The sequence below is a fragment of the Merdimmobilis hominis genome (assembly GCF_016901855.1).
GTDB lineage: Bacteria > Bacillota > Clostridia > Oscillospirales > Ruminococcaceae > Paludihabitans.
In genome coordinates this window covers 41,575-58,605 of record NZ_JACJKY010000017.1, presented here as the reverse complement: position 1 = coordinate 58,605, position 17,031 = coordinate 41,575, and the positions used below count along the sequence as shown (strand labels likewise).

16 protein-coding genes are annotated in these 17,031 nt (G+C 49.6%); 14 read left to right on the top strand and 2 right to left on the bottom strand.

Features of this window, described 5'->3' with window-relative positions:
• Window positions 1-319: 319 nt before the first annotated feature.
• From H6A12_RS10085 to H6A12_RS10075, 3 genes are all read left to right on the top strand, one after another.
• Window positions 320-1,354: a G5 domain-containing protein gene (locus tag H6A12_RS10085; protein ID WP_204447496.1), complete on the top strand. Its 1,035-nt coding sequence runs from the start codon at window positions 320-322 to the stop codon at window positions 1,352-1,354.
• A gap of 136 nt (window positions 1,355-1,490) precedes the next feature.
• On the top strand, window positions 1,491-1,925 hold the full coding sequence (locus H6A12_RS10080) for a PH domain-containing protein (protein WP_204447495.1): 435 nt from the start codon (window positions 1,491-1,493) through the stop codon (window positions 1,923-1,925).
• The gene (locus H6A12_RS10075) at window positions 1,922-3,403 is read left to right on the top strand and encodes a PH domain-containing protein (RefSeq protein ID WP_204447494.1); all 1,482 of its coding nucleotides are present in this window, start codon (window positions 1,922-1,924) and stop codon (window positions 3,401-3,403) included. The genes H6A12_RS10080 and H6A12_RS10075 overlap by 4 nt, the downstream gene beginning before the upstream one ends.
• A gap of 27 nt (window positions 3,404-3,430) precedes the next feature.
• Here the strand turns inward: H6A12_RS10075 and rnr are convergent, their stop codons facing one another.
• Together rnr and secG are read right to left on the bottom strand one after the other, a co-directional pair.
• Complete coding sequence (rnr, locus tag H6A12_RS10070; RefSeq protein ID WP_204447492.1) at window positions 3,431-5,539, bottom strand: ribonuclease R; 2,109 nt, start codon at window positions 5,537-5,539, stop codon at window positions 3,431-3,433.
• Between the two features lie 91 nt (window positions 5,540-5,630).
• The gene (gene secG / locus H6A12_RS10065; RefSeq protein ID WP_204447490.1) at window positions 5,631-5,879 is read right to left on the bottom strand and encodes a preprotein translocase subunit SecG; all 249 of its coding nucleotides are present in this window, start codon (window positions 5,877-5,879) and stop codon (window positions 5,631-5,633) included.
• Window positions 5,880-6,313: 434 nt separating this feature from the next.
• On the opposite strand from secG, the gene rplS reads away from it, so the two are divergent.
• The 11 genes from rplS to H6A12_RS10010 all read left to right on the top strand — a co-directional run bounded on the left by rplS (window position 6,314) and on the right by H6A12_RS10010 (window position 16,989).
• Window positions 6,314-6,661: a 50S ribosomal protein L19 gene (gene rplS / locus H6A12_RS10060; RefSeq protein ID WP_204447489.1), complete on the top strand. Its 348-nt coding sequence runs from the start codon at window positions 6,314-6,316 to the stop codon at window positions 6,659-6,661.
• Between the two features lie 99 nt (window positions 6,662-6,760).
• Window positions 6,761-7,351: a signal peptidase I gene (lepB, locus tag H6A12_RS10055; RefSeq protein ID WP_204447488.1), complete on the top strand. Its 591-nt coding sequence runs from the start codon at window positions 6,761-6,763 to the stop codon at window positions 7,349-7,351.
• Window positions 7,352-7,372: 21 nt separating this feature from the next.
• Entirely contained in the window at window positions 7,373-8,263 is an 891-nt protein-coding gene (ylqF, locus tag H6A12_RS10050; protein ID WP_204447487.1) for a ribosome biogenesis GTPase YlqF, read from the top strand.
• Window positions 8,264-8,265: 2 nt separating this feature from the next.
• Window positions 8,266-9,252 carry a ribonuclease HII gene (gene rnhB / locus H6A12_RS13690; RefSeq protein WP_204447486.1) on the top strand — a complete coding sequence of 329 codons (987 nt, stop codon included), beginning with the start codon at window positions 8,266-8,268 and terminating at the stop codon, window positions 9,250-9,252.
• On the top strand, window positions 9,230-10,177 hold the full coding sequence (locus H6A12_RS10040; RefSeq protein ID WP_204447485.1) for a membrane dipeptidase: 948 nt from the start codon (window positions 9,230-9,232) through the stop codon (window positions 10,175-10,177). The genes rnhB and H6A12_RS10040 overlap by 23 nt, the downstream gene beginning before the upstream one ends.
• A complete protein-coding gene (gene thrC / locus H6A12_RS10035; protein WP_204447483.1) occupies window positions 10,167-11,657 on the top strand; it encodes a threonine synthase in 1,491 nt (496 codons plus the stop codon). Before H6A12_RS10040 ends, thrC begins: the two co-directional genes overlap by 11 nt.
• A gap of 37 nt (window positions 11,658-11,694) precedes the next feature.
• Window positions 11,695-12,387, top strand: coding sequence for a metallophosphoesterase (locus H6A12_RS10030; protein WP_204447481.1), 693 nt, complete (start codon window positions 11,695-11,697; stop codon window positions 12,385-12,387).
• A 164-nt stretch (window positions 12,388-12,551) separates the two neighbouring features.
• A complete protein-coding gene (gene tig, locus H6A12_RS10025) occupies window positions 12,552-13,832 on the top strand; it encodes a trigger factor (protein WP_204447478.1) in 1,281 nt (426 codons plus the stop codon).
• Between the two features lie 127 nt (window positions 13,833-13,959).
• Window positions 13,960-14,541, top strand: a complete 582-nt coding sequence (gene clpP / locus H6A12_RS10020) for an ATP-dependent Clp endopeptidase proteolytic subunit ClpP (protein ID WP_204447476.1) — start codon at window positions 13,960-13,962, stop codon at window positions 14,539-14,541.
• Between the two features lie 18 nt (window positions 14,542-14,559).
• Window positions 14,560-15,837 carry an ATP-dependent Clp protease ATP-binding subunit ClpX gene (clpX, locus tag H6A12_RS10015; protein ID WP_204447473.1) on the top strand — a complete coding sequence of 426 codons (1,278 nt, stop codon included), beginning with the start codon at window positions 14,560-14,562 and terminating at the stop codon, window positions 15,835-15,837.
• Between the two features lie 126 nt (window positions 15,838-15,963).
• Complete coding sequence (locus H6A12_RS10010) at window positions 15,964-16,989, top strand: LacI family DNA-binding transcriptional regulator (RefSeq protein ID WP_204447471.1); 1,026 nt, start codon at window positions 15,964-15,966, stop codon at window positions 16,987-16,989.
• Window positions 16,990-17,031: the final 42 nt, after the last annotated feature.

Here is a 17,031-nt window from a genome sequence, read left to right as displayed (position 1 = left end):
AAATAAAAAACAACATCACTATAGAAAATGAAATGGCCGATTCAGCCTTTTGCACAGCAATTCTTTTTTTCTTTTGTAAAATCAAAGAGATTTGCCGCGAAAAACAATTGTTTCTGGAAACTGTTTCCCGCTTGAATGGCTGAAAAAGGAAATATGCTTGTGCAAAATCAATAAAAATCATGTTGTTTTTGCCTTTGACAAATGACGCACTCCTGAATATAATACTTACAAAACGGTAACAATGGTTACAAAAGCATTGAAACCGTTTTTCGCCGAAATATAAAACGTACTGAAATTCGAAACCATTGGAGGGCGACACATGGAAACGATTCAACACAGGTTCAAGACACTGTTTGATTCGAAGTGGATGCGGTTTGCAGCGATGTCATTCGTCAGCGTGATGCTCATCAGCGTCTTTGGCGGTGCAACGTTTGCAAAATATTCCGTAGTAATCGACGACGAAGGAACCAAAACAGTGGCATTGACTTCCTGCAGCGAACCGGAAGATATTTTAAAACAGGAATCCATCACGTTGTCAGCGCATGACAAATATATCTTTTCAGGATTTGAAAACAATCGTGCGACGATCACGATTGAACGCGCAAGTGAGATCAAAATTTCTGCTGATGGACAGGAACACGTTGTGTATCTGACAGAGGGCACGGTAGCCGATGCGCTTGCAGCAGCATCGCTTGCAGTGACAGACGACGATTTGATGAACGCATCGCTTGAAGAGCCGGTCTATGACGGCATGCAGGTGGCGATTAACCGTGTCACTTATGAAACCGTGACCACACAGACAGAGATCCCGTTTGACACAGTGGAATTTCCGACACGCACGCTGGCGAAGGGAAAAACCCGCACGTTGTCCGAAGGACAAAACGGTGTGCAGGAAACGCAGACAAAACGCACCTATATCGACGGTGTGCTGGTCGAAGAGGAAGTGTTGAGCGAAACCGTGACCGTTTCACCGGTTGCGGCGCATGTGCTGGTAGGCGATCCGGATGCACCGGTTTCTCAGCTGATTCCAAGTGAGGAAATCGTGCTTGATGCAAACGGCAACCCGGTTTCCTACAAATACAAAGTGACCGGTAAAGCAACGGCGTATTCCGCACTCGGACGGCCGACCAAATTAAAACCGGGCAACGTGGCAATGAATTTAAGCCAGTTCCCGCGCGGCACAAAGCTTTATATCAAAACACCGGACGGTTCGTTCGTATACGGATATTCGGTGGTTGCAGACACAGGTCCCGCCGTGACAAACGGTGTGTGTCTGGTTGACTTGTTCTTCTCGACGTATACCGAAAGCTGTTTGTTCGGTGCAAAAACCGTTGAGATCTACGTCTTATCATAACCAAAGGAAAATGAAAAAATACCGACTGAAGTGTGTTGATTCAGTCGGTATTTTTTGCATATGAATTGATGACGGGCAAAAAACATGGTACAATCAAGATATACCATAGTCAGATCAAACGTAAGGAGGCAAAGCGATGGAGCAGATCACATTGACAAAGCGTGTGCTTGTTTGGTGGGAATGTGCGGCGTTTTTGGAGATGCTTCTTTTAGCCGGCATCATTGTGCTTGTGTTTGTAGAGGGCACATGGCTTTGGTATCTGCTTTTTTGGCTGCTCGGCGCTTCATATGTGCTTGTTTCGTTTTTATATCTGCCGCTTTTATGGCTGTCGATGGTGTATGAATTGGATGAAGCACGTTTGATCTGCCACGGTGGTGTGCTGTTTCCGAAAACACGTGTGATGCGGCGTGAACGAATTGCGTTTGTCACGCGGGTGCAAGGCCCTGTCAGCACACTTTTGCACACGGTGACCATTGTTGTTCATGCGGCAGGCGGCACATCGGTCATTCACATGGTGGATGAGCGGCATGCACAGCGGCTGTATGATGCACTGTCCGGAGGTGCTTCATGAGATCGTATCATCATGCACATCCGGTGGATATTGTATTGTCTGTGTCACGTTTCTTAGGCCTTTTGATTTTTCCTGCACTGCGCGCGCTCTATTCGCTGTTGTTTACGATGGATCATTTGATTGATTGGCTGCGCGGTGCATGGTTTGACCTCATTGTCATTTTTCTCATTGTGGGACTTGGTTTTATTCGCTGGTATGGGCGCGGATATCACTTGGAGAAAACGGGAATCCGGTATCGTCAGGGAGTCTTTTTTGTCAAAACCCAGCTTGTACCGTTTGAAAAGCTGAGCGTGGTGACAAAGGAGTCGCTTTTTTATTTGATGCCGCTGCGTGCAGTCTATGTGTGCGCCGATACGGACGGCGGCAGTCCGCGCGCTTATGATTTTTCGATGCTTTTGAAAAAAGACGAGGCGCAGACGCTTGTGGAACGATGCCGTGTCCGGCAGAAACGAAGCATGGAACGCGTCTATCTTCCCAAAAACAGAAACATTGCGATTCTTTCGCTGATTGCGTCCAATTCATTGGGCGGCGTGCTGTTTTTGTCGACGCTGTTTTCCGGTGCCGGCAAGGTGTTTGGACGCAGCATTGAACGTGAAGTGTTCGATCAGATCACCACTGTAACCCAAGTGCTTGTGCAGGGGATTCCGCCGGTTGCCGCAATCATCGGACTCACGATTTTAGGCGGATGGAGCGTATCGTTTTTAAAAAATCTTGTACGCAATCTCCGATTTTCGGCGGCGCGCCGCGGTGCATATCTGCGGATTGAAAGCGGGCTGTTTTCCAGGCGGCTGTATGATCTGACGGTGGCGCGGATCAATCTGATTGAGATTCAGCAAAATCTTTTTACGAAGGCGCTCGGGCTCTATACGGTCTTTCTGCATGCCAACGGCTACGGAAAGAAAAAAGATGAACTGTCGGTGCTGATGCCGTCGTGTGACCGTGCATCGTTTCGGGATAACCTTAGGCTTTTGCTGCCGGAGTTTTCCGGGTGCAAACCGACTGTGCGGCCGCGTGTGCGCTATTTGACACGCTTTTTATTTCCGCCTGTTGCTTGGATTGTCGCAGTGACATGTGCTTGGGTGGTCGTTTGGCGATGGATTCCCGATCTGCGCAGTACGGTGCTGTTTTTGTGGATTATGTCATCCATACCATGTGTGTGGTATCTGATTGTCAAGCTTGTGTCGTTTTTTCACAACGGAATCGGTGTACAACAGGGTGTTTATACGCTGCAGTACACGTTTTTGTATCGGTTTAAGACGGTGATTGTTCCGGCACAGCGCATTGTGAGCGTTCAGATCAAACGCAGCTTTACACAGTTTTTCTCCGGCTGCTGTGATGTGGTGATCGACACCTTTTCCGAAGGGAAAAAACGGCATGTGATTCCGAATCTTCCGCTTTGTAAGGCGCAGGAAATTTTGCACTGCACGAATCTGCCCGAACCGATTTTACTGAGAAAAGAAAAAACACCATCCGTTTAAAACGGATGGTGTTTTTTGATGGTGAACTCAGAATACCGGCGAAAAATCGATTTTTCCGGTGCTGACATCGGCTTTGTCGCAGCGAATGCGAATCGGATCGCCAATGCGGTAAATATCGCCTGTCGTGAGGTTTTTAAGCGAGATCAATTCGTTTTGATCATATTCACCCTCCGGCAGTGCGTCCATGCGGATAAGACCTTCAACGGTGTTTGCAAGCTCGACATAGATGCCGTGCGGTGCGAGCGAGGAGATATAGCCGTCAAATTCTTCACCGACGCGTGGTTTCATATATTCGGCTTTGTAGCAGTCGTCGCACTGACGTTCAAGCGTCATCGCCTGGATTTCCGTTTCGGTCGACTGTTTTGCCGAGCGTTTGACGAAGTCGCCGTATTTTTCCCACAGCAGATTTGCCGGAATGCCTGCGAGGAAATCGCTTAAAACGCGGTGAATCGAAAGATCCGGATAGCGGCGGATCGGCGAGGTGAACTGCGCGTAGTTTTGAAGCACCAGTCCGTAGTGGCCGAGCGGCTCTTCATAATATTTCGCTTTGGACATCGAGCGAAGCACCAGCACGTTTACAAGCGGCTCGCAGGAGAGGCCTTTCGCCTGGCGGAGTGCTTCTGCAAGTGCGGCGGCAGGAAGTCCCGGCTTGATATCAGCGCAGGGCTGGCCGAGTGCTTTTAGTGTGGTATACAGATTGGAGAGCTTTTCCTCGGCAGGCGGCTCGTGCACACGGAAGATAAACGGCAGTTTGTTTTCTTTTGCAAACGATGCCGCCGCCTCGTTTGCCATGAGCATGAATTCCTCGATCATCACTTCCGAAGCGCCGCGGCTGCGTTCGGTGATGTCGATTGCCACGTGGTTTTCGTCTAAGATGATATAGCTTTCGCGGGTTTCGATGTCAGGTGCACCGCGGCGGCGTTTGTTTTCCGTGAGAATATCGGCGAGCTCTTTCATCAATGCGATGTCATCGGTCAGTCCGTCGTATTTTGCTAAGAGTTCTTCGGAAGCAGAGCCGTCCAAGATGGCGTTTAATTCTTTGTAAACGCCTTTGACACGCGAGCGGATGATCGATTTTTTAAATTCCCAGCCGCAAAGCTGTCCGTCAGCAGAAATATCCATGAAGCACGAAAATGCCAGACGATCCTCGTTCGGATTTAACGAGCAGATGCCGTTAGAAAGCGACGGCGGCAGCATCGGAATGACGCGGTCTGCAAAATAGATACTCGTGCCGCGGCGGAATGCCTCTGTGTCAAGCGGCGTGTTCGGCTGCACGTAATGCGAAACGTCTGCGATGTGCACGCCTAAGCGGTATCCGGATTCGGTGCGTTCGATGGAAACGGCGTCGTCCAAGTCTTTCGATTCGGCGGAGTCGATCGTAAAGATCGGCAGATGTCTAAGATCAGTTCGGCCCTCTTCGTCGAGCGGTGTGATACCGCGTGCGCACAGCTTGTCTGCGGCTTCTGTGACGAGATGCGGGAACGAAAGCTTGATTTCATTTGCATCGAGGATTGCGTCGGCACAGTGCGAAGCCTTCTGGCTGTCGCCGTATGTCTGCAAAACGCGTGCGATGTGTTCAGAATGGGATTTTCCACGTTTGATGACGATACACAGGATTTTGTCGCCCTCTTTGGCGCCGTTTGTGTCGTGCGGCGCGATTTTTAACGGGAATTTGATCATTGTGTCCGGCTGTACCATTGGCATGCCGTCCTCGATCAGAAATGTTCCGGTAAACGAGGCGTGTGCTGTTTCCAAAATGCGGACGACCTCACCTTCGGGCGATGTGCCGCGGGAAGGCAGCGGTGCGACCATGACACGGTCGCCGAGCATTGCACCCATGAAAAACTTGCCCGGGACAAACATTTCCTCTTCGGTGTCGCACAGGCGGACAAATCCGAATGTACGGTTTAAGCGGGTGACGACTGCTTCACGAATGCCGGCAGCCTCGTTGTGGTAAAGCATATAGCGGGTGTCGGTGATTTTCTTTTCCTGTTCAAGCACGCGCAGACAGGCGCGAAACTGTGTTTCAAGCTGTCTTGAAATAAAACACCGGCGGGAAAGCTCCGAAAAACGCATGCCGCGTCGTCCGGCGCCTTGCAAAGCGGAGAGAATCCGCTTTTTTAATTGATCATTCATACAATTCTCCTATCAAAAATAGACGTTATCAGCCAAAATCAGGACATAAAAAACGCCCTGTCGTAAAACCACAGGGCGTTTTTTGCAATCATTATTTCAAATGTGCAACAAACAGGTTCAGCGCAATCGTTAAAACAAAGAAGACAATGACGAAAATTCTTGTGAGCGAAACGATTTTTGCACTGAGCGTTCTGCTTTTGTTTTTGCTGAAGTAGGAATCAGCGGAAGCGTTTAAAGCAGAAAGACCAGACTGTTTGCTGTTCTGCATCAGAACCAGCACAATGATCATGATGCTTGCGATGAGCAAGAGCACGCTTGCAACGATTTTCAATGCGTCCAAAGTGGCAACCTCCGTTTTATAATTAAAGTATTGCGCGAACACATGAAAACATGCAAAGTCCGCGATTTTCCTTATTATCATAGCATACCTTTTTACAATAATCAACCTCTTTTTTCGGTCGGAAAGCAGTTTCAGGCGTTTTTTTCGCTTTTTTATTGAAAGAAACACTTGCAATACGGCTTTGTTTGTGCTATCATAGTTAGGCATTAATCTGCTCATGGCATAAATGCGCCCGTTTACGGGTGGTATCCTTCGAGCAATGGACAGCTGTCTGTGCATTTGTTTTGACCGGGCTGTCGGCCGTTTTTTTAAAAAAGCGGCTTCCGCGAGTATTCGTGGGGATTAATGAGAAAAGTTTTTCAATATTTAAGCGGGCGGTCCTCTGCACATTGGGGCACGAACGTCTGAATCGTTATTTTTTAGGAGGAACACACATGGACGCATTGAAATTGATTGCCGGCACCAGCATGAAAGAGAACAAACCGGCTATGGAAATCGGCGACACTGTTAAAGTGCACTGCAGAATCAAAGAGGGCGACAAAGAAAGAATCCAGATCTTCGAAGGCACCGTTATCGCAATGAAACACGGCGGCATCCAGGAGACTTTCACTGTTCGTCGTCTGGCTCACGGCTGCGGCATCGAGAGAGTTTTCCCGGTTCATTCTCCGAACGTTGAGAAAGTCGAAATTGTCAGAAACGGTCATGTTCGCCGTGCAAAACTTTACTATCTGCGTGACCGCGTTGGTAAAGCTGCAAAAGTCAAAAACAAAATCAAAAACTAAACACAGCATCCGGTACCGTTCGGTACTCGAGTTTTGTGAGAAAGGGGCGGTTTTTTCCGTCCCTTTTTGTTATTTTCTCTATTGTAAGGAGGCGCGTCCATGAAAATGGCGACGAAACAAAAAATTGATCGAAGCAGTCAATCGAGTCAAAAGCAATCGACAAACGTCAAAAAGGAAGTCATCAGCTGGATTTTGACACTTGCGATTTCGATTGGAATTGTAGTGCTTTTGAATACATTCGTGGTGCGTGTGATGGTGGTAGACGGAGATTCGATGGTGGATACACTGCATCATAACGATCGGATTCTTACAACACCGCTTTATACGGAGCTTTCACGCGGTGACATTGTTGTGATTCATCGCGAGAATGATCAGCCGCTTGTCAAGCGCGTGATTGCAGTGGCGGGCGATACAATAGATGTTGATTACGATACCGGAAAAGTGCTGTTAAACGGTGAGGCGATTGACGAGCCGTATTTGGACGTGAAAATGCAGGAGCCGAATTATATAGGCGGAAACACCCCGCTGCCGCTGACCGTTTCGGAAGGATATGTCTTTGTGATGGGTGACAACCGAAACAACTCGCTTGACTCCCGTGCACAGGAAGTCGGAGAAGTTCCGGTGGAAAATGTGTTCGGAAAGGTGTTTTTCCGCATTTGGCCGCTTGATGCACTGGGTACAATCGGATAACGGAAAACGGAGGAAACAGACATGGAAGAAATGATGGAATCCCGCGGAATCGAGATCCCTTCGATTCAATGGTTCCCCGGCCATATGGCAAAAACAAGACGCTTGATCGGCGCAAACTTAAAGCTTGTCGATCTGGTGCTTGAAATCACGGATGCGCGCATTCCGCAGAGCAGCCGCAACCCGGAGCTTGACCGCTGGATTGAGACAAAACCGCGCATGATCGTTTTAAATAAATGTGATAACGCCGACCCTGCGGCAACAAAACGCTGGCTTTCGTATTATAAGAAAATCGGTGTGCCGGCGCTTGCGTGCGACTGCAAAACGGGCGCAGGTATTTCGGCATTTCTGCCGCTCGTCAAACAGACATTAGCACCGCTTATTCAAAAACGTGAAGCGCAGGGCATGGCAGGCCGTATGATCCGGATTATGGTCGTGGGCGTGCCGAATGTCGGCAAATCGTCGTTTATCAACCGCGTGGCAGGTGCAAAGCGTGCAAAAGCGGAGGATCGTCCCGGCGTCACCCGCGGAAAACAGTGGGTAAGCCTTGACAAAGACGTGGAACTTCTCGATATGCCGGGCGTACTCTGGCCGAAATTCGAAGACCCGCTGGTCGGCGAAAAACTGGCGTTCACCGGTGCGGTCAAAGACGGTGTTGTTGACATTGAACTGCTTGCGATGCGGCTGTTATCTTACCTTGCTGACCACTATCCGCAGCGCCTTGCCGAGCGGTTTAAAATGACGGAAATTGACGGTCTTGACGGCTATGAGCTCTTGGAGCTGGCAGGCAGAAAGCGCGGCATGCTCATTTCGGGCGGTGAAGTGAATACCGAGCGCGCAGCAATTACCGTCATGGATGAATACCGCGGCGGCAAGCTCGGCAAGCTTACATTCGAAGAGCCGCCGGAGGAATAATCATGGATTTATTTTCATATGACAAAACGTTTGACACACCGTTTTTATGCGGTGTCGATGAGGCGGGACGCGGTCCGCTGGCAGGCGATGTGTATGCGGCGGCGGTCATTTTAAAGCCGGACGCCGTGATCGAGGGATTAAACGACTCGAAAAAGCTCACGGAGAAAAAACGGGAAGCGTTGTTTGATGTGATCTGTGAACAGTCGGTTGCCTATTGTATCGCGACCGCTTCTGTCGAAGAAATTGACACATATAATATTTTAAACGCGACATTTTTAGCGATGAAACGTGCTGTCGAGGGATTATCTGTTTCACCGTCGTATGTGCTGGTGGATGGGAACCGAATGCCGCCATTGCTTGTTCCGGCGGAATGTGTCGTCAAGGGCGATGCGACTTCTGCATCGATTGCGGCGGCTTCGATTCTTGCGAAAGTGGCGCGTGACCGTTATATGAAGCAGCTGGCGGCGGATTATCCGCAGTATCAGTTTGAAAAGCACAAGGGCTACGGAACAGCGCTTCATTATGAGTGCCTCGATACATTCGGTGTTTCGCCGGTGCATCGGAAGTCGTTTTTGAAAAAATATACGCCGGGCGAAAAAAGTCCCGCCGCACAGCGCGGTGAAGCAGGCGAGCAGGCGGTCTGCGAATTTCTTAAGAAAAAAGGCTATACGATTTTAGAAACCAATTTTCATGCTGCACCGTACGGTGAGATCGACATTGTCGCACAAAACGGCAATGTCACCGCATTTGTCGAGGTGAAATCGCGCAAATGGAGCACGAAGATCACACCGGAGGCATCCATCACGCCGTCGAAGCAGAAAAAACTCATCAAGGCGGCGGCAGTTTATGTGCAGTCGCATCCGGATTGTACATTTCTGCGGTTTGATGCGGCATCTGTCTATTTTTCGGCGGGTGAATTAAAAACACCATCAAAGATTGTCTATTTGGAGCAGGCGTTTGACGGGAGTGGTTCCGATACGTATTTTTGATTTGCATTGCGACACATTGGCGCGCTGCATTGACTGCGGCGAGCCGGTCATAAAAAACAGCGGCCATTTTGACCTTGCACGGGTGAATGCGCTCCAGATTCCGTGGGTGCAGACGTTTGCCTGCTTTATCGAAAGCGATGTGGTGGGCGAGGCGGCATGGGAGTGGTTTTGTAAAATGGAAGCGCTTTTTCGCGCGACACTGCATCAGTTTCCCGAAAAAATCACGCTGTATGACCCAAACGGTGCGGAGACACCCGGCGTATGTCAGGCGATGCTTTCTGTTGAGGGCGGAACGGTGCTCGGCGGCGATGTGTCGCGGGTGGCGGAACTTGCAAGACGCGGTGTGCGGATGCTCACACTTGTCTGGAACGGTGAAAACGACCTGGCAGGCGGTGTCGGCTCACAAAAACGGCTTACCGCATTCGGAAAAGCGTGCCTTTTAAAGATGCGGGAAGAAAACATCCTCCCCGATCTTTCCCATATGAATGACCAGAGTGTCGAGGATGTATTTTCGTTTGACGACGGTCCGCTTTTGTGCACGCATTCGAATCTGCGTGCGGTATGCGGTCATCCGCGCAATCTCACGGATGCACAGTTTTTGGAGATTGTGCGGCGGAAAGGGATTTGCGGGATTAACTTATATCCGCTGTTTTTAAACGGTGAAACGGACTGCACCGAGGAAGATGTGCACCGTCATCTTGACCGAATGCTCTCATTGGGCGGGGTTAAAACGGTGGCTATCGGCACCGATTTTGACGGTGCAGTGATGCCTTCGTTTGCAAACTCTGCGCAAATGCTTGCCACCTTGTATGAAAGTGTGGTAAAATGGTACGACCAAACGGTTGCTGACCGATTGTTTTATGAAAACGCAGCGTCATTTTTTAAACGGACGCTTGGCCGGAGGGGGATTTTGTATGATGTTTAAAAGTACACGCGACAGCGCGGTGCGTGTGAGCGCATCCGAAGCGATTTTGAAAGGTCTTTCCGCAGACGGCGGACTGTTTGTGCCGGAGTCGTTTCCGACACTCACACTCGATGATATCGAGGGACTTTCCGAAAAATCGTACAAAGAGCGTGCCATCGAGGTGTTGTCGCTGTTTTTGAGCGATTTTTCCGATGAACAGCTCGTTTCGTGCGTGGAGCGTGCATATTCGGCGAAAAAATTTGGTTCCGATTCGATTATTCGGATTGAGGAGTTAAACGATACTGCACAGATGCTCGAACTCTGGCATGGTCCGACGTGTGCGTTTAAAGATATGGCGCTTCAGATTCTGCCGCATCTGCTCACCACCTCCGCACAGATTCAGCACTGCGAAAACGAAATTGTCATTCTGGTGGCAACGTCCGGCGATACCGGAAAAGCGGCGCTCGAAGGCTTCTGCGATGTGCCGGGCACCCGCATGATCGTGTTCTATCCGGAAGACGGCGTAAGCCCGATGCAGAAACGCCAGATGACCACGCAGGAGGGCGAAAATGTCGCTGTCTGCGCCATCAAAGGCAACTTTGACGACGCACAGACCGCCGTCAAAACGATTTTTGTGGACGAAGAACTGCGTGCATCCATGACGGAAAACGGCAAGCAGTTTTCCTCGGCAAACTCCATCAACTGGGGACGTCTCGTGCCGCAGGTGGTCTACTATGTCGCTGCATATGCACAGCTTGTCCAGGATGAAACGATCAAACTGGGCGATACTGTGAATGTCTGCGTGCCGACCGGCAACTTCGGCAATATCCTGGCGGCATATTATGCAAAGAAAATGGGCGTGCCGTTTGGCAAACTTATCTGCGCATCGAACGAAAACAACGTGCTGACCGATTTCATCCGTACCGGCACCTATGATAAAAACCGTGCGTTCCATGCAACGATCTCCCCGTCGATGGATATTCTGATTTCGTCGAACCTGGAGCGTTTGCTGTACGATCTGTGCGGCGAGGACGACGCGCAGGTGCGTGCATGGTATGAGTCGCTCGCAAAAACGGGCACATTCACAATCAGCGACGAAGTCAAAGAGAAGCTGTCTGAACACTTCTATGGCGGATGCTGTGACGACACTCGCACAAAAGAGACGATCCGTGAAGCATTTGAAGAAGAATCGTATCTGTGCGATACGCATACAGCGGTGGCAGTTTCGGTTTACGAGGATTACAAAACCCAGACAGACGACGATACGCTCACGCTGATTGCGTCGACTGCAAACCCGTATAAATTCGCACAGAGTGTGCTGAGCGCTGTGTATGACGAACTGCCGGCAGACGAATATGACCAGATCGACACACTTTGCAGACTGTCGGGTCTTTCGGTGCCGAAAGCGCTCAGCGAATTAAAAGAAAAACCGGTGCGCTTCACCGGTTCGATTCCGCGCGAAACAATCAAAGAAACGGTTGCAGAGATGTTAGGTCTGTAATCTATTCGATATCAATAGTCAGAAAGGGGGAAAACCGGTGCGGCTTTATACCATCAGCGATCCGCATTTGTCATTCGGGTGCGATAAACCGATGGATATTTTCAAAGGCTGGCATGACCATGTTGCACGGCTTGAGGAAAACTGGAACCGTGTTGTGTCCGACGAGGATGTGGTGGTCGTCGGCGGCGATATTTCGTGGGGAATGTCGCTGGCAGAGGCAAAGGCTGACTTCGCGTTTTTAAACGGATTAAACGGCAAAAAGATCATTCTCCGCGGCAATCACGATTACTGGTTTTCCACCTATGCAAAAACGACCGCGTTTTTTGAACAAAACGGCTTTGACACACTGTCGTTTCTCTTTAACAATGCGTTCAAGGCGGGGGAAAACCACGTCATCTGCGGCACACGCGGCTGGGTGAGCGAACACGGCGAGCAGGTGGACAAGAAGGTCTTAAACCGCGAGGCCGGCAGACTGCGGCTTTCGCTGGAGGCTGGAAAAAAACTGGGCGGCGAGCCGATTGTGTTCATGCACTATCCGCCGGCGTACTATATCTATGAATGCACGGAGATCCTCGATGTGCTCAAGGAGTACGGCGTCAAGCGCTGTTATTACGGACACATCCACGGCAATGGTCATCGCTATGCGATTGACGGCGAGTATCAGGGGATCGATCTGCGCCTCGTGTCGTGTGATTATATTGATTTTACACCGGTTGAGGTGGAGTTTTGAGAGGTTTTTACGCTCGCTTTTTGAAAAAGTCGCGCAAAGCCGCAGAATTTCGCGGATTCCGCTTGCTTTTCTGAAAACGGGTATGGTATAATAAAACGTAAACTGCGGCAGTATAGAAAAGATCAAAAACTGCCGTATGACAACGTTTCATATGGAGGACGAATATGAGTTTAACAGCAACGAAAGAGCTCGAAAAAAACAAACATGAGCTGACGATTCACATCGACGCAGAAGCGTTTGAAAAAGCAATCGAAAAAGCATACAAAAAGAACATCAAAAAAATCAATGTTCCGGGCTTCCGTCAGGGCAAAGCACCGCGCAAAATGGTTGAGAAACTGTATGGCGAGGGCGTTTTCTTTGAGGATGCAATCAACGATCTGTACCCGGCTGCACTGGCAGAAGCAATCGAAGAGTCTAAACTTGAGGTTGTTGCTCGTCCGGAAGTCGAGATGAAAGAAGCAGACACCAAAAACGGCGTGACCTTTACTGCTGTATGCGTTGTAAAACCGGAAGTTACCGTGAAAGATTACAAAGGCATCGAAGTAGAGAAAACTGTCAAAGAAGTCACCGACGAAGACGTTGACAACCGTTTAAAAGCAATGCAGGACAGAAACGCTCGTCAGATCGACGTGGATGACCGTGCTTCTCAGAACGGCGACACTGTTGTGTTCGACTTTGAAGGCTTTGTAGACGGCGTTCCGTTTGAGGGCGGCAAAGCAGAAAAATACAGCCTGACTTTGGGTTCCGGCCAGTTCATCCCGGGATTTGAGCCGCAGCTTGAAAACCACAACATCGGCGATGAGTTCGACGTAAACGTCACCTTCCCGGAGGAGTATCACGCAGAAGAGTTAAAAGGTAAAGAAGCAGTGTTCAAATGCAAACTGCATGAGATCAAAGCAAAAGAAGTACCGGCACTCGACGATGAGTTTGCAAAAGACGTCAGCGAGTTTGATACCCTCGACGAGCTGAAAGCGGATATCCGAAAAAAAATGGAAGAGCAGAACGAAAAAGCTGCTGACACCGACGTCGAAAACAAGCTGATCGACAAAGTGATCGAGAACATGGAAGCAGACATCCCGAACGAGATGTACGAAGCAGCAATCGACGACATGGTCCGCGACTTTGACTATCGTTTGCAGGGTCAGGGCATGAACCTCGAGACCTATTTAAAATACACCGGCATGGAGATCGCTTCGTTCCGTCAGACCTTTGAAGAGCAGGCGAAAAAACGTGTGCAGATCCGTCTGGCACTTGAGAAAATCGTAGAGGTTGAAAACATCACCGTTTCCGACGAGGACTTAGAAGCTGAGTACAACAAACTGGCTGAGATGTATCAGATGGAAGCAGACCAGGTGAAAAAATACATTGCAGCGGCTGAGCTTACAAAAGACGTTGCAGTCAACAAAGCAGTTGATCTTGTCAAAGAGACCGCTGTTGTAAAATAATCAATAACGTTCAGGAAGGGGAATGTTTAACATACGGGCGGCGTTCGCGGTTCATGTGTTAAACATTTCTTCGTTGAATGGAAAAATCGACATACTTTGCGCTTTTTTGAAAGGAGAGTTTCAGAGAATGAGTTTAGTCCCAATGGTTGTGGAACGTTCCGGCAACAGCGAGCGTTCGTATGACATTTTTTCGCGGTTGTTAAACGACCGTATCATCATGCTGTGTGAGGAAGTCAACGATGCATCCGCATCGCTCGTTGTGGCGCAGCTTTTGTATCTTGAGGGTCAGGATCCGGACAAAGACATCAGCCTTTATATCAACAGCCCGGGCGGCTCGATCACAGCCGGTATGGCAATCTATGACACAATGCAGTACATCAAATGCGATGTGTCCACAATCTGCATCGGCATGGCGGCTTCGATGGGTGCATTCCTGCTCTCGAGCGGTGCAAAAGGCAAACGTTTCGCACTTCCAAACAGCGAAGTGATGATTCACCAGCCGTCCGGCGGCAGCCAGGGTCAGGCAACCGATATCGAGATCCAGGCAAACTGGATCATCAAAATGAAAAAGCATTTGAATGAAATCCTTGCAGAGAACACCGGTAAATCGGTGGAGGAGATCACCCGCGACTGCGAGCGCGATTACTTCATGTCTGCGGACGAAGCATGCGCATACGGACTCATCGACAAGGTTATTTCCAAACGATAAGCAAAAAGGGGTGTGGCTATGCCCAACAATCACGATGAAAGAAAAATGCCCTGCTGCAGCTTCTGCGGCAAGAGCGAAAAAGAAGTAGACCGCCTGCTTTACTCGAACGGCGCGTTTATCTGTGACGAGTGCGTCTATCTGTGCTATCAGATGTTAAACGACGAAAATCCGTTTCCGTCTGCCAGCCACAAAAAAGGACACGGCGACGATATGATCGTGTTAAAACCGGCAGAGATCAAAGCGGTGTTTGATGAATATGTCATCGGCCAGGACGAGGCAAAACGGCGTTTGGCGGTTGCGGTGTATAACCACTATAAACGAATTGCAGGCGGCGCGGATGACGATGTCGAGATTCAAAAAAGCAATATTTTGCTGTTAGGTCCGACCGGTGTCGGTAAAACGATGCTTGCACAGACACTCGCGAAGCTGTTGGATGTGCCGTTTGCGATTGCGGACGCTACAACACTGACCGAGGCAGGCTATGTCGGCGACGACGTCGAAAACGTGCTCGTACGGCTTCTGCAGGCGGCGGATTTTGACGTCCAGGCAGCAGAACGCGGCATCATCTATATCGATGAGATCGACAAAATTGCCCGCAAGTCGGAGAATACGTCGATTACACGCGACGTGTCCGGCGAAGGTGTGCAGCAGGCACTGCTTAAAATCATCGAAGGTACGGTTTCCAATGTGCCGCCGCAGGGTGGACGGAAGCATCCGCATCAGGAATATATCCAAGTGAACACGAAAAACATTCTGTTCATCTGCGGCGGTGCGTTTGACGGCATCGAAAAGATCATCGCAAACCGTTCGAAAAAAGGTTCGCTCGGTTTCGGCGGCGAGGTTTTTTCCAAGGACGAAAAAACCGGCGACAATATCATGAAGCAGGTCATTCCGCACGATCTGGTCAAATACGGCTTGATTCCGGAATTGGTCGGCCGTATTCCGGTGATTGCAGTGCTTGAAGAGCTCGACGAAGAGATGCTCAAACGCATTCTCACCGAGCCGAAAAATGCGTTTGTCAAACAGTATCAATCCTTGTTTGCGATGGACGGTGTGGAGCTCTCCTTTACCGACGATGCGTTTGCGGAAATTGCAAAGCTTGCAATCGAGCGTAAAACAGGCGCGCGCGGACTGCGCGGCATTCTTGAAGGGATTCTGGGCGATTTGATGTTCACGATTCCGTCGAGTCCGGACGTCAAAAAAGTGACGATTACCGGAGAAGTGGTACGCGGTGAAGCAAAACCGAAGCTGTTAAAACGGCGCAGCAGCAAAGAACTGCCGGAATCGGTGTCATAAACAGGTATGAAAACATGCGTTTTGGTTCTTCCAAAACGCATGTTTTGTGATATCACCCTTTCTTGACAAAGCGGGAACCATAATTATATAATAAAGACAACCAAACAGTGGAAGGGGTTTTGTTTTATGGCAGTGACCATCCGCATGATTGCCGAAAAAGCGGGCGTATCCCGCGGAACGGTGGACCGTGCGCTCAATAACCGCCCAGGCGTGAATGCAGAGGTGGCGGCACATGTCCGCCGCATCGCAAAAGAATTAAACTATGAGCCGAACGCGGTTGCGAAAGCGCTTGCGATCTCCAAACGAAAACTGCGGATTGATATTTTGTTAAACTCCGGACAAAACCCGTTTTTTGAAAAAGTGCGGCGCGGAATCCAAAACGGAATGCGTGAGATCCGCTCTTACGGCATTACAGTCGAAACGTTTGAGCTGACCGGCTTTTCGGTGGAAGAACAGCTCCAAAAAATCGATGAACTGATGCAGAATCCGCCGAATGCACTCGTCATTACCCCGATCAACGATCATCGCGTCATTGACCGGCTCAATCAGATTGCCGCAGAGGATATTGCGGTTGTCACGCTCAATATGGACGTGACCGGTCTCGCAAAGCTGTGCTTTATCGGCTGTGACTATGTTCGAAGCGGTCAGACCGCAGCGGAACTTCTCGGACAAATCACGCTCGGTGATATTTCCGTCGGTATTCTGACCGGTTCTGCACATATTCTCGGCCACCAGCAGCGTGTGAACGGATTTTCGCAGGTCTGCGAACAGGATTATCCGCGCATTCATGTGCGCGCTGTTGCCGAAACAGAGGACGACAACGAGATCGGCTATCGTGTGACAAAGGAAATGCTTGAAAACCATTCGCTGGATGCACTTTATTTTTGTGCAGGCGGTATTGACGGCGGTATCCGTGCGGTCAAGGAATGCGGACTCGAGAAAAAACTCAAAATCATTACCGTGGATGATACCGACAATATCAAAGCGTATATTGAATCGGGAATTGTGAATGCGACGGTGTGTCAGCAGCCAATGAAGCAAGGACACGACGCTGTGACCATCACAACCGATTGGCTTTTGCATGAAAAGCGCCCCTCAAGAAAACATCTGTATACACAAAATGAAGTCAAGCTTCGTTATAATTTGGACTGAAAAAACGATCCGGAAATTTTCCGGATCGTTTTTTTGTTTTCC